This window comes from Tenacibaculum ovolyticum DSM 18103 (assembly GCF_000430545.1).
In the GTDB taxonomy this organism is placed as follows: Bacteria; Bacteroidota; Bacteroidia; order Flavobacteriales; family Flavobacteriaceae; genus Polaribacter; species Polaribacter ovolyticus.
The window spans coordinates 40252-60395 of record NZ_KE387163.1 but is presented as its reverse complement, the minus strand read 5'-3'; the positions used below and the strand labels follow the sequence as shown (position 1 = coordinate 60395).

The following is a 20144-nucleotide window of genomic DNA, read 5'->3' as shown; positions in this document are numbered from 1 at the left end:
TTATAAAAGCATAAAAAAAAGGCAGTTACTAAGTAACTGCCTTTTTTTTATGCTTTTATTGTTTATTAAGAATACATCTTTTTTCTTAATTCTTTTACTTTAGGGTCTGCTAAATACTCATCAAAAGTCGCATACTTATCAATAACTCCTTTAGGTGTTATCTCAATAACTCTATTTGCTACTGTTTGTGCAAACTCATGATCATGAGTAGAAAATAATACAGTTCCTTTAAAATTAATTAAAGAGTTATTTAATGCTTGAATAGATTCTAAATCTAAGTGATTGGTTGGCTCGTCTAACATTACAATATTAGCTCTAGTCATCATCATACGAGATAACATACAACGTACTTTTTCTCCCCCAGATAATACATTACTCTTTTTTAAAGCTTCTTCACCAGAAAAAATCATCTTACCTAAGAAACCTCTTAAGAACACCTCTTCTCTTTCTTCTTCTGTTTGTGCATATTGGCGTAACCAATCTACTAAATCTAATTCCCCATTCTGAAAAAATGATGAATTATCAGAAGGTAAATACGATTGCGTTGTTGTTACTCCCCAATTATATTTTCCAGAATCAGCTTCTTCATTTCCAGAAATGATTTGGTAAAAAGTAGATACAGCTTTAGAACTTTTCGAAATAATAGCTACTTTATCTCCTTTATTTAAATTAATATCAACATTAGCAAATAATGGCTTTCCTTCAAAGTTTTTTGATAAGCCTTCTATATTTAAAATCTGGTCTCCAGCTTCTCTATCTCTATCAAAAATAATTGCAGGATAACGACGACTAGAAGGTTTAATTTCATCAACATTTAACTTGTCGATCATCTTCTTACGAGAAGTAGCTTGTTTAGACTTTGCCATGTTTGCAGAAAAACGACGGATAAACTCTTCTAATTCCTTCTTTTTATCTTCTGCTTTTTTATTCTGTTGCGCTCTTTGTTTTGCTGCTAATTGACTAGACTCATACCAGAATGTATAGTTTCCAGAAAAGTGGTTAATTTTAGCAAAATCAATATCAGAAATATGTGTACAAACAGCATCTAAAAAGTGACGGTCATGCGATACAACAATTACCGTATTATCAAAATTAGCTAAAAAGTTTTCTAGCCAAGCAATTGTTTCAAAATCTAAATCATTGGTAGGCTCATCCATAATTAACACATCAGGATTACCAAATAATGCTTGTGCTAATAATATACGTACCTTTTTCTTAGAATCTAAATCTGCTAATAATGTGTAATGATCCTCTTCTTTAATACCTAAATTAGATAATAGCGTTGCTGCAGCAGAATCGGCATTCCAACCATCCATTTCTTCAAACCTAACTTGAAGCTCTCCTATTTTTTCAGCATTTTCATCGGTATAATCTGCATATAAAGCATCTATTTCCGTTTTAATTTTATGCAACTCTTTATTCCCCATTAAAACGGCTTCTAAAGTCGTATACTCATCAAAAGCATAGTGATCTTGCGTTAAAACAGACATTCTTTTACCTGGTTCTAAATGAACATGACCAGATGTTGCCTCTTGTATTCCTGAAATAATCTTTAAAAAAGTAGATTTCCCAGCTCCATTTGCTCCGATAATACCGTAGCAATTTCCTTGTGTAAACTTAGTATTTACTTCATCAAACAAAATACGCTTACCAAACTGAACTGATAAATTAGAAACTGATAACATTTATAGGCTTTTTTTAATTCGAGTGCAAAAATATAAAATATACTGGGTTAAAAAGAATTTGCAAGGAAATTTTTAACATCTTACTTTTGGCGTTTTTCTAATTTGTTTTAACAACGAATTAACAGCTAAATTCTATAAAGATGTTTACTTTTGAGGGCAATATCTTTGATATTAAATAACAGGTATAATCATGACTAAATATATAGTACCCTTCATTATATTAATTCTATTCATTGGTTGTAATGAAAACGAAACTTCCAAAAAAACTTCTTTTGGAGGTAAAATTATAAACCCAAAATGTAGTTATGTTACCTTATCAAATAACTATGATTTTAACGATACAATTTATTTAAAAAAAGACAACAGCTTTTTAGGATCATATAAAGAGTTTAAAAAAGGATTATATATATTTAAACACGGTCCTGAACATCAATATGTATATTTAGAACCTAATGACAGCTTACTTTTTAGATTAAATACATGGAATTTTGATGAGTCTTTAGTTTTTAGTGGTAAAAAAGCTGAAGTAAATAACTTATTAATAGAAGCTTTTTTACAAAATGAACTAGATGAAAAGAATTTTTCGAAATTTCATAATCTTAACCAACGTGATTTTTCAAAAAAGATTGATTCTATTAAAAGAGTAAAAGAAACGATTATTAGTGATTATAAAAATAGTACAAACAATATTTCTAAAGAATATATAAATATCCTAAAAGTAGCTTTATTATATCCAATATATACAAACTCAGAAAAATACGCGATTAAAAATTTTTCAAGTAAAAAACCTGAAATATTAATTGATACTTATTTCGATTATCGAAAAGATATTAACTCCACTAAAGATTCTTTAATTTTCTTCGGACCATATTATAATTACATAGTTAATAAGTTATATAATGACGTATATCTTAAAAAAGATAATAAGGATAATTTTACGATTAACTTATTAAATAATATAAATTCAAATATCTCTTCAGAAGAAATAAAAAACAAGTTTTTATATAATACAGCGATACAACATTTCTTTAATGAACCTAATCATAAAAACATTAATAAAATGTTTTTTAATTTCTTTAAATTAAACTCAAATATTGAACAAAAAAAGAATGTTCAGCGATTAATTAATGATTTAAAACTACTAAAAGAAGGAGAACAGTTACCTTCTTTCGATTTGGTTGCTGCAACAGGTAATACTAAAAATATTTCAAAATTAATTAAAGGAAAAAATGCTGTTATTTTATTTAAGGATTACAAGTATGCTTCAGATGAATGGATAGCTTCACGTGCTAATTATTTAATCAAAAAAAATCCTGATATAACTTTTATTATAATTAACCTATGTGCTACATCTAAAAGATACACAAAAAAAATAGCTATTAAACACCAATATACATTACCTAATAAAAGTAATGTATGTAAGTTTTCATCTAGTAGTTTTCCTCGTGTAGTATTGGTAAATAAAAAAGGTATTATTATAAATGGATACACAAGTTTATCTTCTAAAGAAATAGAATCTCAAATAAGTAATTTACGAAATAGTAAATAACATTTTTTACTTCCCTTTATTTACGCTACCTTTGCGCGATTTTATTTTCGAAGTGAAATGAAATTTAGATTATTAACTACCAGATTATTAGCCATATAATCTATTGTCCAAAATAAGAATCAGGTTTACAGGTACTGGCGTCTGTGAATCTAAAAGAACACAGACGTACTATGTCAACATTTTTAGATTTAGGTTTAAAAGAACCTATAAACAAAGCTTTAACAGATTTAGGTTATGAAAAACCTACTGTAATTCAAGAAAAAGCAATACCTCAAATTATTTCTTCTACTGATGATTTAAAAGCATTCGCACAAACAGGAACAGGAAAAACAGCTGCCTTTAGTTTGCCAATTATTGAGCAAATTAACGATTCAGATAAAAATGTGCAAGCAATTATCTTATCACCTACTCGTGAACTAGCTGTTCAAATAGGTAAAAACATAGAAGATTTCGCTAAATACTTGCCTAATTTAAAAGTAGCTACCGTTTATGGTGGTGCTAATATTGATGAGCAAATAAGAAAATTAAAAAGAGGTGTACAAATAGTAGTTGGTACACCAGGAAGAACTGTCGATTTAATTAATCGTAGAGCTTTAAAATTAGGAAACGTAAGATGGTTAGTTTTAGATGAAGCTGATGAAATGCTTAACATGGGTTTCAAAGACGAACTTGATAAAGTATTAGAAGCTACTCCTGACAGTAAGCAAACCTTATTATTTTCTGCAACCTTCCCTAGAGAAGTTGAAGCAATTGCAAGAAACTACATGACAAATCCTGTTGAAATTACATCAGGAGAAAAAAATCAAGGTTCAGATAACGTAACTCACGAATACTATGTAGTAAACGAAAGAACGCGTTACCAAGCATTAAAAAGAATTGCAGATGTAAATACTGATATTTACGCAATTATTTTCTGTAGAACTAGAAGAGAAACACAAGAAGTTGCTAACAACCTTATAAAAGATGGTTATAGTGCTGACGCATTACATGGAGACTTATCTCAACAACAAAGAGATAGTGTTATGGGTAAATTCCGTAAGAAAACTATTCAAATATTAGTAGCTACTGATGTTGCTGCACGTGGTTTAGATGTTACTGAATTAACGCATGTAATTAACCATAAATTACCAGACCAAATAGAAAACTACAATCACCGTAGTGGTAGAACTGGTAGAGCAGGAAATAAAGGTATCTCTGTTGTATTAGTAAACAATAAAGAAAAAGGTAGATTACGTTCAATTGAGCGTATTATAAAAAAGAAATTTGAATCTAAAAAAGTACCTACAGGTAAAGAGATTTGTCAAAATCAATTAATGCATTTAATTGAAAAAGTAAAGGCTACAGAAGTTAATACTGAACAAATTTCAGAATTCTTACCTAGTATCTATGAAAAACTAGAGGATTTAAGTAGAGAAGAATTAGTACAGAAATTCGTTTCATTAGAATTTAACAAGTTCTTATCTTACTACAATAAATCTGATGATTTAAACGATATATCTAATAGAGATAGTTCAAGAGGTAGATCTAATGATGAAAACATGACTCGTTTCTTCATTAATTTAGGAAGAAAAGATAATTTGAATCCTGCTACATTAATTGGTCTAATAAATGATCAAAAAATAACGGATAAAATTGAAATTGGTGCAATTGATATTTTAGATACTTTCTCTTTCTTTGAAATAGATAAGAACTTTGAAAAAGAAACATTAGAAGCTTTTAGCGATAATGATCCAGATTTTAATGGACGTTCTGTAAATATAGAAATTACAAAGTCTAACCGTGGTGGCGGTGGCGGAAGAAGACCTCGCGGTGGCGGTGGTGGATTCAGCGGAAAAAGAAGAAGCAGCGGTGGCGGTGGCGACAGAAGCTCTAGAGGACCTAGAGGAGATTCTAGAAGAAACGACTCTAGAAGACGTAGCGATAGTGGCTCTAGTAATTCTTCTCCTAGAAGAAGTGGTGGTGATGGAAATCCTTCTTCAGGTTTTGGAAGAAGACGTAAAAAAGATTAATTATATTTATATAATTAAAACATATTTAAACCTGAACAATAAATATATTGTTCAGGTTTTTTATTTTCAATTAATTATTTTTTTTTATTCTAAAATGTACTTTTATATTTAATAAATAAGAATTTTATCTGTTAAAGCACATAACATTGTGTTATTTAACAAACAATAATTTAAATAGATTATGAGTAAACTAACAACACAGGAAGTAACTTATTTAAAAGAACACTTTAAAACATGGATTGTTACAGACAAATGCTATCAAACATTTGACGTTATTTTAGAAAAAGCAATTTCTATGAGGATTTTAGAAGAGGATGAAGAAATTTCTTTAGACTGGAAAAAAGGTTCTTTATTTATTGAATTTCAAGGTACAAATTGGAATGATGAAGCAGAACCTGTTTGGGCTATATTTGCACCTACTGATGAAACTAATACAGGACTTAAAGACTCTATAACTAGCTTACATGAAGCAATACTACTTTTTAAACCAGAGTCAGATTCAGAAAGGTTAAATTTCCCTTCTTTTATGTATGATCATTTTACAGAATATGAAGATGATAGTGATATAGAAAGGTATTATGATTTTTGTGATTTAGGACAAGATTGTGTTGTTGGTGATTCAGAAAATTTAAATTCTTTTAATAAACCTAAATTATGTTTTTTTAGTCACGGAGATAGCTTAGATGACCTCGATGCTTATTCTGGACAAGATGATATTTCATATAATTATGGGGGGTTCGTTCTTAGAGTACTCGCGTATATAGTATATGCTAACAGCAACACAAAAACTGAAGAAATGTATGACGAGTTCTCTTGCTAATAAATAATAACACTGCTTACATGTCAGAAAAATACTTTTTTAGAAAAAAAAAGCCTTAACAATATATATATTGTTAAGGCTTTTTTAAGAAACTCTAAGAAATAAGATACTATTGATTTCCTAGAATAATTGGCATTCCGCTTTTTCCTCCACCAATTAATACCACTTTACTATTTGGAGATTCAGATAATTTTAATGTAGCTTCAATACCTTTTTCTTGTAAAATTTTATCTGTTAAAGATGCACTTAAAATTTTATTTGCAACAGCTTTTCCTTCAGCATCAATTTTTTGTCTTTCAGCTTCTTTTTTTGCTTTTGCAAGTCTAAATTCATATTCTAAAGATTCTTGCTCTTGCTTTAATTTTGTTTCAATTGCTGTTCTAATTGTAGTAGGTAATTTAACATCTTCTACTAAAACTCTTTTTACTATTAAAAATTGATCTTTTAAAATTAATTTTACTTCATCTAAAATCTCTTGCTCAATTACATCTCTTTTACTTGAATATAATTGTTCTGGTGTATAACGACCTACAACACTTCTTGCTGCTGCATTAACTGCTGGATCTAAAAGTTCTCTTTCATAATCTTCTCCCTTAGTTTTAATTAACTTACCTAAGTTCGAAAATTCTGGTTCATACCAAATGGTTCCGTTTACTTTCACTTCTAAACCATTAACAGATAACACATTCATTTCATCAGAAATAGATTGTTGACGTACTTTTCTTACAATCATCTTATTCCATGGTGCAACAATATGAAAACCTTCTCCATACGTTTTTTCTGTATTAATACCATCTCCTAAAGTTTCAAAAATAACACCGCCTTCTCCAGGTCCAATAGTTACAGTCGATTTTGTAAAAGCTATGATTGCAATTACTGCAATTATTCCTATAAGAATTCCTCCTTTCGGTAATTCTAATTGTTTATTATTATTCATTTTATGGTGTAATTTATTTTTATTTCAAATGTACAACTAATCTTACTTAGATTAATAATAGTAACTATTTAAAACAAATTGAAATAAAACTCTCTACAATAATTTATTTACTAAACAATTCATACTGTCCTTTTAGTTTTACTGTAACAACAAGGTCTTTTGTTGTAAGATTTTTAAAATACCATCCATGTTTACCCTCAAAAGGAGCTGTAAAAGTACCTGCCATATTATTAGAATATGCTATTGTATAACTTTCAAAAAAAACATCTTTGGGTGGATTATCTTGTATTAATTCTCCATGAAAATCAGTAAAAACAATATCTTTAATTGTTGACCATTCATACTTCATACTTCCGTATTTTAATACCTTAACTTTATACTCTATACCCTTATTTGCTGGTAAAATAATTTTAATTGTATCTTGTCTTTCTGCGAATTGTTCTTCTGGTGGTGGATTATTAGCTTCTATAGGTCTTAACACATTTGGCTTCGACCCCACTTCTTCTAATAATATCTTTTCAAAATTTAAACTTGATGAAGGAAGAATAATTGCTTCTTTTTTATGTAATTTATTAAAACCAAATAATTTTCCTGTTTTTAAAGGATCAATACCGTATTCTGCTGGTAAAACGGCTACTAAAAAAACGACCATACCAATAGTAAAGGCTATAAATATTGATTTTAGTATTTGCTTTTTACTAATTAAAGACTGCTTGTCTGTTTTCATTTTTATATTCATATTTTAAGAAGTGAAATATCCTGTTAATTGATACCCTAACAACAAAAAACCTGCTGCCATTAAAAGTATATTTGTGTTTTTAGAAAATTTTAGATAACTATCATATTGTCTCCAATAAGAAATACATAATAAAACAAAGCCTAAGGCCAAAAACTGACCAACTTCTACTCCTAGGTTAAAACCTAATAAGTTTATAAAAAGACCTTCTTTATCAAATTTAAATTCTTGTAATTTTGTAGCTAAACCAAATCCATGAAATAAACCAAAAATTAACACTGCTATTTTAGTATTGGGTTGTTTACCGAAGATAATTTTAAACCCTTTTAAGTTATCAAACCCTTTATAGACTATTGATAGTGCTATAATAGCATCAATTAAGAAAACATTTACATTTATGTCAGCCATTACACCTAAAAGAAGGGTTACACTATGCCCTATAGTAAAATAGGTTATATATGTTATAATATCTTTTGTTTTGTATAAGAAGAATATTACTCCTATTAAAAAAAGTAAATGATCATAACCTGTAATCATGTGCTTAGCTCCTATATACAAAAAAGGACCAAATGCAATTCCTTTATTACTTAATAAAAACGATTGTGTTTCATCATCTACTCCATGCGCAAAAGTTGCAAAAGGAATAATTAATAAAATGATTAATAACAAACTTGATCGTTTACTTTTTAAATTCATATTTTAATTATTAATGTACGTGGCCATCCATACCACCCGATTTTTGTATTAATTTACCTTTTAAAAAGTGAGCTCCTTTAGTTACTATATTAATATTAAAGCTATTACCCTGAATCTTTTTTAGTGCTACAAAACCTCCATCTGTAATGCCTAAGGTTACTTCTAAAGGAATAAACTCTACATCACTTTTTGCCAAAAATATAAAACTTTTTCCGTCTTTTTCTATAATTGCCCCCTCTGGTACAGCAAATATTTTTTCGCCTGCTAATAATACTTGAGCATTGATAAACATTCCTGATTTTAACACGTTTTTTTCATCTTCAAAATGACCATGAACATTAACTGTCTTTGTTTTATCATTTACTTTTTGACTAATTAATTTTATATATCCTTTGTATTGTGTATCAACTCCTGAGGGTTTAAAAATAAACTCATCTCCTTTTTTTATTTTAGTAATATCTGTACCAAAAACATTTAACTCAGCATGCATATGGTCATTATCTATAATTTCCATCATCTCTGAATTTGCAGATAAAAACATTCCTTTATTTAAATTATTTTCTACTACATAACCAGAAATAGGTGTTTTTATATATACATATTGTTGAATTCCTTTTGTAGCTATAGTAATTGGCGACAAATTTGCCATTTTTAATTGTGATTTATAACTTGATACCAAACTTTCTGCTGAACGATATACTCCCTCAGCTATTTGAAATGATTTCCTTGAGGTAATTTCATTTTCTAAAAGCATTTTTTTACGTTCATAATCAGCCTTTTTAACATTAAAATTATTAATTGCTTCTAAATATGAGTATTGTAGTTTAATGAAATTAGGATGCTGTAGTACAGCCACAACTTGTCCTTTACGTACTTTATCACCAGGTAATAAATCGGTTTTATAAACAAATGCTTCTAAAGGTGCATAAATTGTTGCTTTACTTTGTGGTGGTACTTCTATTGTACCGGTAACCGCTACCCTACTACGTATTTTTTCTTGTGTTATTTTAGCTACAGTTATATTTGCAGAAATCACTTGTTCTTTAGTTAAGTGAAGTTCATTTTTATTATGTTTCTCTTCTTTTGTAGTTTTTATACTTGTTTCTTTTTTTTCTTCGGAAGCATGGTCATGACCTGAATGGTCTTCTTTTTTTGAATTACAACTGATAATTAATCCAGTTAATAATACTATCGTTATGATTTTTTTCATCTTTATTGTTTTGTATAAAACTCGTAGGCGATTACAGTTTTATTATAATTATTAATAAGTGATAAGTAGTTTTGCATTACATTAAAATAGGTATTGAAACTTTGATTGTATTTATATGCATCTATTTCACCTGCTGTATATGCTATTTTTAATTTTTTAATAAATTTTTTGGCTTTAACAACCATTAAATCTATACTTACTAACTCACTTTCTAAGTATTTTAATTGATTTTGTAAACTTTTAAAATTATTTTGAATGGCTACTTTTTTTGACTCATTTTCATAGGCTATTTCTTGACTTATAATTTTTTGCTCTTTAATTTTAGCTTTGTTAGACCAAAATGACAATGGTACATTTAAACCAATATTAAAGCCATTATAACCTTTTGCATTACCCGTTTTTCTATTTATTATTCCGGCTGTTAACTCAGGAAAATAGTTTGACTTTGCTACTAAAAGACTTTTTTCTGTTACCTTATATCGTTGCTCTAAAGTTGCCAATAAAGCTTCTGAAAGTGTATCTTTTTTTAATAAAACAACCTTTTTTAACGGTAATTCTGATGTTGGAGTTATTGCATGTTTAATTTGTAATAGTTCTTTTAACTTATTTTCAATTTCATAAAACTCCTTGTAAACAGCACTTCTTTTAGATTTAGTTCCTAAAGATTGTAATATTGTTAAATCATTTTCTAATCCACCAATCTCACCAGATTCATATAATTTTTGTGCTATTTTTTTTATCTGATTGCTATTTTTTTCTTGCTCATTCATTAACGTAATAAGCCCATATAAATAATGCCATTGTTGATATATCGTGCTTATTTTTCTGATAATTTCTTTTTTAGAAATTTTATTGTTTGATTTTGCTAAATCAAACTTTGCTATGGCTAGCTTTCTTTTTTGAACATGTGTTAAAATAGCTCCGAAATTTTGATTGACAGACCATTCTCTTTCAGAAGAGTCAATACCAACACCTACATCTTGATATTTAACAACAGTAGGATTTAAATCAATAGCTTTTAAAATGCCTGCTTTACTTTTAATTACATTTAGTTTTGATTTATATAATGCTACTGATTTATTTAAACTCAATTTTATTGCTTGTTGCTCACTTATTTTTTGAGGTCTTTCTTTTGATAATTTTTGTCCATGAATAAACGAACTACCAAATAAAACGAACACAATGGTAAGTACTTTTAAATTTACTTTTTTTGATATTTTGCTTTCAGAGAGTAAATACAATATTGGTAAAATTAATAATGTTAATAAAGTTGCCGTTACCAAACCACCAATAACTACGGTTGCTAATGGCTTTTGCACCTCTGCTCCTGCTGATGATGTAATTGCCATTGGTAAAAAACCTAATGAAGCAACTGCGGCCGTCATAATTACAGGGCGTAATCGTACCGCTGTTCCTTTTCTGATTATCTCTTTAACATTAGTCATTCCAGCTTCTTTTAAGCGGTTAAACTCTGCTATTAATACAATACCATTTAATACTGCTACTCCAAACAAAGCTATAAAACCAATTCCTGCTGAAATTGAAAAAGGCATATCTCTAAACCACAAAGCAAAAATTCCTCCAATGGCAGACATTGGTATTGCCGTATAAATTAAAATACTTTGTTTTACTGATTTAAATGTAAAGTATAATAACAAGAAAATTAATGCTAATGCCACAGGTACTGCTATTCCTAACCGCACTCTTGCTTCTTCTAAATTTTTAAAAGTTCCCCCATAGGTAATGTAATAACCAGGATCAAATTTCATATTATCAGCAACCTTTTGTTGTAATTCATTAACAATAGTAGCTACATCTCTTCCTCTAACATTAAAACCTACAGTTATTCTTCTTTTTGCGTCATCTCGCTGTATTTGATTTGGCCCTGTTTTAAAACTTACATCAGCAACGTTTTCTAACGGAATTTGTACTCCATTTGGTGTGGTTACATAAAGTTTTCGAATATCTTCAATACTCGACCTATTTTGTTTTCCCATACGTACTACTAAATCGTATCGTTGTTCTCCTTCGTATACCGAACCAGCGGTTCTACCTGCAAATGCCGTATTTACAGCTGTATTTACAGCAGAAATACTTAATCCGTACAAAGCTAATTGACTACGTTTGTAATCAATAACAATTTGTTTTAACCCCGTCATTTTTTCAATATACAAATCCTCTGCTCCTTCTACTTGTGGTATAATTTCACCTAAATCATTACCATATTTTACTAGTTTATCTAAATCTTCACCGTAAATCTTTAACACAACATCTTGTCGGGCGCCCGTCATTAATTCATTAAAACGCATTTGTATGGGTTGTTGAAATCCGTAATTAACACCTAACATATTTTCATCTAATAAATGATTCATTTTTTCTGTCAGCTCATTTTTAGTACGTGCTTTAGTCCAATCACTTTTATCTTTTAGAATAATAATAATATCAGCTACTTCAACAGGCATTGGATCTGTAGGAATTTCTGAAGAGCCAATTCTACTTACAATTTGCTCTATTTCATCCGGAAACTCTGCCATTAATAATTTTGAAGATTTATTAGTAACATCAATAGTATATGATAATGAACTTCCTGTTGAAACTGTTGCTTGAACTGCTAAATCTCCTTCATCTAAAGATGGAATGAATTCTGACCCCATATTTTTAAATGTATAAATGCTTAGCGTAAAAAATAATACAACTACTACAAGCACCGTTTTTTTATTATTTAAAACAGCTGTTAATACTGGTGAATAAACATTTTGTATTGCTTCTATAATTTTATCAGAAATATTCTTCTTATTAGTTATTGTTTTCTTTAAAAACAAAGCACTAATCATTGGTACATAGGTTAAGGATAAGATAAACGCTCCTAAAATGGCAAAACTTACAGTTATAGCCATTGGTTTAAACATTTTACCTTCTATGCCTACTAAAGCCAAAATTGGTAGGTATACTATTAATATTATAATTTCACCAAAAGCTGCACTTGTTCTTATTTTTGAAGCAGAATTATATACTTCCTCATCCATTTCTGATTGTGTAAGCTTTACGCCTGATTTTTTTAAACCTAAATAATGCAGTGTTGCTTCTACTATAATAACTGAGCCATCTACAATAATTCCGAAATCAATAGCGCCTAAACTCATCAAGTTTCCTGAAACTCCGAACAAATTCATTAGTATAACAGCGAATAACATTGCTAATGGTATAACTGAAGCAACAATTAAACCCGCTCGTAAATTCCCTAATAATAAAACAAGAATAAAAATAACTATTAACGCTCCTTCTATTAAATTAGTAGAGACTGTTTTTATAGCTTTATTAACTAATTTTGTTCTGTCTAAAAAAGGTTTAATTTGTACACCTTCGGGTAAACTTTCTTGTATTTGTATAACTCTATCTTTAACACGTTTAATTACCTTAGATGAATTCGCTCCTTTTAACATCATTACAATTCCACCAACAACTTCTCCTTCTCCGTTTCTAGTCATTGCACCATATCTAATGGCATTTCCTAATTGTATTTTACCTATATCTCTTATTAAAATAGGAATACCATTTTCGGTATTTTTAATTACAATATTCTGAATATCTTCTGGTGATTTAATTAATCCTTGGCTACGTATAAAATAAGCCTTTGGGTTTTTATCTATATAAGCGCCTCCTGTGTTTTGATTGTTATCTACCAAAGCTTCTAAAACTTCTTTAACACTTACCTTAAGTGTTTGCAATCTTTCTGGTTGCAAAGCAACTTCATATTGTTTTAAAAAACCTCCAAAACTACTTACATCTGCTATTCCTTCAATTCCTAATAATTGACGACGAACTATCCAATCTTGAATAGAGCGTAATTTCATTGTTGAGTACTCTTTTTTATATCCTTCTTTAGCAAATAATGTATACTGATAAATTTCTCCTAAACCTGTAGTAACAGGTCCCATTTCTGGTGAACCTATGCCTGCTGGAATATTATTTTTCGCTTCATTTAATCGTTCGTTTATTTGTTGTCTTGCCCAATATATATCTATATCATCTTTAAAGACAATGGTAACAACACTTAAACCGAAACGAGAGAATGATCGTACTTCTTCTATATCTGGTATACTAGACATTGTCATTTCAATAGGAAATGTTACTAGTCGCTCTATATCTTGTGCTGATTGTGATGGTGCTGAAGTTATTATTTGCACCTGATTATTGGTTATATCTGGCACTGCATCTATTGGTAATTGTTTTAAAGAATAAATTCCCCAACTAATTAAAACCAATACGAAAGCACCAATAATCAATTTATTTTTAATTGAAAATTTTATAATGTTATCTAACATTTTTTTCGTGTATTTAATTTATTACAAATTTTGGGTATAATAATTTACATACTTATAAAAAGAAGCTAGCATAGCGTAAAACAAAAACTTGTAGATTAACCTAGCCCCGATTGTAGCAATTGTTTGAGCTCTTTTTTATTTTTCTTAAAAAAAGCGAGTGCGAAAAGCGGGAAATAGCTACAATTATTTTTACGATTTATTGTTTAGCTTATTTCTAATAAGTAGAAAAAAATTATAGGAACAACATTTATTATTACCTGTTTTAGTAGATAAAAATTGTGTTGTTAAAATTGAAAATAATTAAACCTGCGGAGGTTGAAGAAGTTCATCTAAAAAATTAGATGTGTGCAATGTTTGATAAAATATAATCTCTTTTTTTACTTTAAATACTTTAGAGAAGTTATATTTAAAACTAGGTGAAATAATTGCGCCTGTAAAAATCATTACTGTACAATGATGATGATGTTCTGTCTCTTTTTCTTCGTCAGAATCATTTCTATGATGAGCGTCTTGATGTGCAACATCAAACGCATCAACATGGCTTTCGGTAATGTCATTTAAAACAATAGCATCTACATGCGCCTGAACTGGAGGCACAAATAACAAGAGTGTTAATATAATGATGCTAATGTTTTTCAAAAAAATATTTTAACGTTATAAAAATAAGAAAAAAAAATCAATTATCATTTTTTAATCTGTCTTTAACAAATAGTATTATGCTAATTATCCGTTTTTATTAAAAATTAATAATCTAGCAGCAAAAAAACCCATGAAATTAATTTTACGAGCCTAATAATTATTGAAATATTTATTTTTAATTTCTATTACTTCTATTAGCTTTTCTATTTTTATCAGATGGTTTTTGGTTAAATTTATAAACAAAACTTAACGAGAATCGTTGTGCATTCCTGCTTCTTTCTTGATTTATTTTAAAAGTGCTTCCTGTAATTTTTTGTTTATCAGTTCTTGTATTCAAAATATTAGATGCATTAAAAATAATACTTCCTTTATTCTTTAAAATACTTTTACTAATTCCAAAATTTAAATTTGTAATGGGTTTAGTTGTTATTTGAATATTACTTCTTTCTCCTTGATAATACAATCTAGTTTGCATTTTTGTTGATGAATTTAGTTTAATATTGGTAGCTAAATTTACAAACCACGTAGCGTCAGAAAAATTAGCGTTTACCCCATCAATAACTCCATTTTGTTTATACGAATATGCATTAAAATCACTTGTAAATCGCAACCACTTTAAAGGAGCATAAGATGCTGATAGCTCAAATCCATAACGTTCTTCTTTATCTAAATTAATTGGAGATTGAATAAAAACTCCTATATCGTTTTTTGATGTTTCAAACTGAATAATGTCTGTAGAGTTTGAGTAATAAACAGATGGACTTAATCTTAATTTATTTTTACTATACATTACTGAAAACTCAAGAGCATCTGTATATGATGGCTTTAATGTTGGATTACCTGTAAATCGAGCTGTAAAGTCTTTTAATTCATAAAACGGGCTTAAAAACCATAATGATGGTCTTCTTATACGTTTACTATAACTTAATTGACCACTCGTATTTTCTTTAAATTCATAACCTAAAGTAGCTGATGGAAATAAATTAATGTATTTTTTGTTTGAGTTTAACCCTGCCTCAGAAGCATCAATAGTTACATTGGTACTTTCTAAGCGTACTCCAAATTGATAATTAAATTTATTTTTTTTATCATTAAATTGTACATAGCCCGAAGTTATTTTTTCTTTATAATTTAATGTATTATCAATATTTTCTATCGTTTCAAAAGTACCATTTACTAATTCTTCTGCTAAAAAAGAATTCTTTATATCTCTACTTTCAAATTTTGCTCCAATTTCTAAATTAGCTGTTTTACTTAAGGGTGTTTTATAATCAGTTTGAAAAGCAAAATCATTAGTTTCTCCTGTTCCTCTTGTTTGAATTGTTGATATTGGGTTGGTTGTTGGAAATGTTTCGTCAGTTTGTAATTTCCATTTCTTTTCACTATTCCAAAAATCATATTGCAAATCAATTGTAAAACGTTTTCCCTTTGTTTCAAATAATTTTGTATAATTTGCTTCTATTTGATTATAATCTCTTTTTTCTTTTGAATTTCCTGTGGTTAATAATGATTGTGTTTTAGTTACTTCGTTAGAAAAATCATAATCTAAATATGTTACATCAGTATCTTTAGTTTCATTTCGATAATAAGCAATGGTAAACATATTTTTGTCATTAAAAGAATAATCAGTTCCTATATAATAAAGTGCACCATCATCATGCCTGTTTTCATCTTCATTTTGATTTAAAAACGTAGTAACTCCATTTATTGTATTTGTTTGCTGTTTTGTATACGTTCCTTCATAATCAGTATAACGCAATCCTAAATTCGTGAAAAAATTGAATTTATTAGCTTTATAATTAATATTTCCAAGAGCTCTAAAATCATCAGGAATTCCAGAAACTAAGCGAACTTGACCATTCAGTCCCTGTTTTCTGTTTTTCTTTAAAATAATATTTATAATTCCAGATGAACCTGATGAATCATATTTTGCTGACGGATTTGTAATTACTTCTACACTTTCTATAATATCTGCAGATAATTGTTCTAACGCTTGTGATTGTGTTAATGCAGACCTACGCCCATTAATCATAATTTGAACATTAGGATTTCCTCTTAAACTTACAACTCCCGTTGGACTAACATTAACAGAAGGTACATTTTCTAAAATATCAGTAGCAGTTCCGTTTTGAGAGCTCAAATCCTTACCAACTCTAAATACTTTTTTACCTAACTTTAAAGAAACCTCAGTAGTGGCTCCTTGTACAACAATTTCTTCTAATTTAGATACATTTTCTTTTAATTCAATCAATTTTAAATCTATCTTTCGTTTAGATTTAGTAATAGTTATATTTGTTGAAAAAGGTAAAAAACCAATATACTGAACTTCTATACTATAAGTTCCTATTGCTATTTTATTAAAAGTAAATTTACCATTTTCATCGGTAACAGTTCCTTCAATAAATTTTTGATTATTATCTTTTAAAATTACAGATGCAAATGGAAGTGTTTCATTAATTGTATTAATAATTTTTCCTTGTATCATTCCATTTTTTTGTATGGTTTGAGAAAAACCTGAGATACTTAAAAATAAACACCCCAGAAAAATAATTAAAGATTTCATATTATATATTTTAATTTAAAACAAATCTCTATCATTAATTCACTCAACATGTTGTTTTTTATGTGAACTACTCTATAGCTTTATAAACGACTCTAAGGTTTCTTAATTTTAGTTTAATTTTGTATAAATTGATTTTATCTAATGAAAATATCACACGTTAACACACTCTTTTTATTTTTAATTAGTATTCTTTTTATTTCTTGCTCTGAAAAAGAATATTTTGATAATGGTGAGATACCTGACTCTTTTAAACGTGGGGAAACAGTGTATCGTTTAGGTGATGACCTTTCTTGGGGTAAAACTTCTTTAAATGATTCATTATGGTCTAAAAAAAATGAAATAAAAGAAGATAAAATATTTTGGTCTAGAACGAATGTTGAAATACTTAAAGCTCCTAAAGATTTAAATCAATATGGAATACTTTTAAATCAACATGGTGAATTTGAAGTTTTTTGGGACGGAATATTGATTGGTAAGAATGGAGACCCAAACAACTCTTTAAACTCAGATAAAACAGGAAAAATGATTTCTACATTTATGATTCCAAGAAAACTTTCAGCCAAAGGAAATCATAAGTTAGTAATTAGAAATAGTATTCATTATTACCTTGATTATAGTGAGCATTTATACTTTTATATTTCAGATTATGATAAAATAATACAGAGAGAAATAAAAACGACCGTATTTATTCACATTTTTGCAGGTGTTTTTTTAATGGCTGCCTTATATTTTTTTTTACAGTTTATTAATAATCTAAAAAGTTATACTGCTTTAATTTTAAGTATTAATTGTTTACTTTTTTTTCTATTAATTATTTTTGAATATATGAGATCATATATTGATATTCATTACAGCTACCATCATACTAGATTAGAAATAATTGGTATTATTACTTTTTTAATATCACTTTTAACTCCAGTTTATTTTTCGCTTCAATTTAAATTCTCTGAAAAGAATAAAATTTTATCATTATATGCCCTAATATTACTTTACATATTTATAAGAGAACATGAAAATCATGATTTTACAGCTTATAATATGATTATTTTTATGTGGTACATTTCTTTATTTATTGTTATTTATGGGGTTTTAAAAAAAATGAACGGTGCTAAAATTGTATTAATTTCAATGCTTACTAGTGTTTATTTTCATTATGCTACAAACTATGATAGTAGTATCCATTTTGGCTTTAGTGTTATCTTATTAGGTATGTTTTATATTCTTTCATTACGAACAAAAGAACAACGATTAGCTTATGAGAATTCTTTAGTGCAATCAACTCGATTAAAATTAGAGTTATTAAAAAAAAGTATACAACCTCATTTTTTAATGAACACATTAACTTCATTAATTGATTGGATAGAAGAAGCTCCTGATAAGGGTGTATTATTTATTGAGGCTTTGGCTGATGAATTTGATGTTTTAAATCAAGTTGAAAATGAAACTTTAATTCCGATTTCGCAAGAAATAAAATTATGTAAAAGTCATATAAACATTATGAAGTTTAGAAAAGAGATAAATTATATTTGGGAAGATGAAGGTGTTAATAAAAATATAGCGCAATTAATTCCGCCTGCAGTAATTCACACTTTATTAGAAAATAGTATTACCCATTGCTTACCTTCAAACAAAAGTGAAATGCGTTTTAAATTACTTGTTCTTACAACTAAAAATACGCAAGAATATAAATTTTTAACTTTTGGTAAAGTTAGAAATGAACAAAAAAGCACAGCAGACGGAACAGGTTTTAAATACATAAAAGCGCGTTTAACAGAAAGTTATAAAGATAATTGGACTTTTACTTCTAGCGCTACAACTGAAGGTTGGAAAAACACAATTAAAATTCAAAAATGAATATATTAATTATAGAAGACGAAATTAGAATTGCGAAGCGTGTAAAAAGAATGACCAAAGAGTTTTTCTTAAACACCTTACAGAACATCTATTCTGTTCAGTCTTTGGTTGAAGGATTAGATTTTATTAAAAATAATAAATTAGATTTAGTACTATTAGATTTAAACTTAAATGGTGAAAATGGATTTGATATATTAAAAGAAACTGTATCTAGTTCTTTTCATACTATTATTATTTCTGCGAATAAAGAGGAAGCCTTAAAAGCTTTTGAATTTGGTGTATTAGATTTTGTCCCGAAACCTTTTAACCAAAAACGCATAAATCTTGCTTTTAATAGAATCGTAAAAAAGGAAGAAGTAAGTACCGAAAATCTACAATTTTTAGCCGTTAAAAAACGTAGTGTAACAAATTTAGTAAATATAAATGAAGTAAATTATATTAAAGGAGCTGGAGTATATACAGAGATATATCTTACAAATGGAGGAAAAGAACTACATGATAAATCGTTAGAAAAACTTTCTCAATTATTACCACAGTCTTTTCAACGCATTCACAAATCCTATTTAGTTAAAATTACTGAGATAAAAGAAATTATTGTGCAAACAGGCAGTAAATACTCTATAGAATTAAAAAATGGAGAAATATTACCTGTTGGCAGAACAAAATATAAGGAATTAAAAAATTTATTTGTTTAACCTGTCTTTAACGTATTCTACTTTAGTTTTTCCGTGACTTATAGGGGTACCATCTTCGCCTAAACTAACCATAACTATTTTATCGATTTCAATAATTGTTTTATGGGTAAGTTTGTTACGTACTTCACAATTTAAGGTTATTGAACTTGATCCAAATTTTACAACTTCAATTCCTATTTCAATAATATCACCTTGTCTTGCTGAACTAACAAAATCTATTTCTGACATAAACTTCGTAACAGTTCGAGGTATTTCTAATTGAATAATTGCATAAATCCCTAATTCTTCATCAATCCATTGTAATAAACGTCCTCCAAATAAAGTTCCATTTGGGTTTAAGTCTTCTGGTTTTACCCATTTTCTTGTGTTAAATTTCATATTGTTTTGTTTGCTACAAATTTCTGAAACTAATTCTCTATAAACTAC

Annotated in this window: 14 protein-coding genes; 5 read left to right on the top strand and 9 right to left on the bottom strand. The window is 28.3% G+C overall.

Annotation, left to right across the window (positions count from 1 at the left end; translation table 11 throughout):
• Window positions 1-65: 65 nt before the first annotated feature.
• Complete coding sequence (locus H518_RS0110200) at window positions 66-1685, bottom strand: ABC-F family ATP-binding cassette domain-containing protein (protein WP_028888950.1); 1620 nt, start codon at window positions 1683-1685, stop codon at window positions 66-68.
• 190 nt (window positions 1686-1875) lie between these two features.
• Between H518_RS0110200 and H518_RS0110195 the strand changes: the two genes are divergently transcribed.
• The 3 genes from H518_RS0110195 to H518_RS0110185 all read left to right on the top strand — a co-directional run bounded on the left by H518_RS0110195 (window position 1876) and on the right by H518_RS0110185 (window position 6063).
• Entirely contained in the window at window positions 1876-3234 is a 1359-nt protein-coding gene (locus H518_RS0110195; RefSeq protein ID WP_028888949.1) for a hypothetical protein, read from the top strand.
• A 170-nt stretch (window positions 3235-3404) separates the two neighbouring features.
• Window positions 3405-5243: a DEAD/DEAH box helicase gene (locus H518_RS0110190; RefSeq protein ID WP_028888948.1), complete on the top strand. Its 1839-nt coding sequence runs from the start codon at window positions 3405-3407 to the stop codon at window positions 5241-5243.
• Between the two features lie 181 nt (window positions 5244-5424).
• Window positions 5425-6063, top strand: a complete 639-nt coding sequence (locus H518_RS0110185; protein ID WP_028888947.1) for a hypothetical protein — start codon at window positions 5425-5427, stop codon at window positions 6061-6063.
• Window positions 6064-6172: 109 nt separating this feature from the next.
• Here the strand turns inward: H518_RS0110185 and H518_RS0110180 are convergent, their stop codons facing one another.
• From H518_RS0110180 to H518_RS0110150, 7 genes are all read right to left on the bottom strand, one after another.
• Complete coding sequence (locus H518_RS0110180; RefSeq protein ID WP_028888946.1) at window positions 6173-7000, bottom strand: prohibitin family protein; 828 nt, start codon at window positions 6998-7000, stop codon at window positions 6173-6175.
• 103 nt (window positions 7001-7103) lie between these two features.
• Window positions 7104-7727, bottom strand: coding sequence for a hypothetical protein (locus tag H518_RS0110175; RefSeq protein ID WP_028888945.1), 624 nt, complete (start codon window positions 7725-7727; stop codon window positions 7104-7106).
• 15 nt (window positions 7728-7742) lie between these two features.
• Window positions 7743-8432 carry a HupE/UreJ family protein gene (locus H518_RS0110170; RefSeq protein WP_028888944.1) on the bottom strand — a complete coding sequence of 230 codons (690 nt, stop codon included), beginning with the start codon at window positions 8430-8432 and terminating at the stop codon, window positions 7743-7745.
• A 10-nt stretch (window positions 8433-8442) separates the two neighbouring features.
• Window positions 8443-9642: an efflux RND transporter periplasmic adaptor subunit gene (locus H518_RS0110165; protein WP_028888943.1), complete on the bottom strand. Its 1200-nt coding sequence runs from the start codon at window positions 9640-9642 to the stop codon at window positions 8443-8445.
• A gap of 2 nt (window positions 9643-9644) precedes the next feature.
• On the bottom strand, window positions 9645-13967 hold the full coding sequence (locus tag H518_RS0110160; RefSeq protein ID WP_028888942.1) for a CusA/CzcA family heavy metal efflux RND transporter: 4323 nt from the start codon (window positions 13965-13967) through the stop codon (window positions 9645-9647).
• Between the two features lie 300 nt (window positions 13968-14267).
• The gene (locus tag H518_RS0110155) at window positions 14268-14606 is read right to left on the bottom strand and encodes a hypothetical protein (RefSeq protein ID WP_155995202.1); all 339 of its coding nucleotides are present in this window, start codon (window positions 14604-14606) and stop codon (window positions 14268-14270) included.
• Window positions 14607-14781: 175 nt separating this feature from the next.
• Window positions 14782-17169, bottom strand: coding sequence for a TonB-dependent receptor domain-containing protein (locus H518_RS0110150; protein ID WP_028888940.1), 2388 nt, complete (start codon window positions 17167-17169; stop codon window positions 14782-14784).
• Window positions 17170-17310: 141 nt separating this feature from the next.
• Here H518_RS0110150 and H518_RS19680 point away from each other — a divergent pair, with 141 nt between their 5' ends.
• Window positions 17311-19023, top strand: coding sequence for a histidine kinase (locus tag H518_RS19680; protein ID WP_051263735.1), 1713 nt, complete (start codon window positions 17311-17313; stop codon window positions 19021-19023).
• Window positions 19020-19718 carry a LytR/AlgR family response regulator transcription factor gene (locus H518_RS0110140; RefSeq protein WP_028888939.1) on the top strand — a complete coding sequence of 233 codons (699 nt, stop codon included), beginning with the start codon at window positions 19020-19022 and terminating at the stop codon, window positions 19716-19718. The genes H518_RS19680 and H518_RS0110140 overlap by 4 nt, the downstream gene beginning before the upstream one ends.
• Here H518_RS0110140 and H518_RS0110135 read toward each other — a convergent pair.
• The gene (locus H518_RS0110135; RefSeq protein ID WP_028888938.1) at window positions 19707-20096 is read right to left on the bottom strand and encodes an acyl-CoA thioesterase; all 390 of its coding nucleotides are present in this window, start codon (window positions 20094-20096) and stop codon (window positions 19707-19709) included. The two genes, H518_RS0110140 and H518_RS0110135, sit on opposite strands and share 12 nt — an antisense overlap.
• Window positions 20097-20144 lie beyond the last annotated feature (48 nt).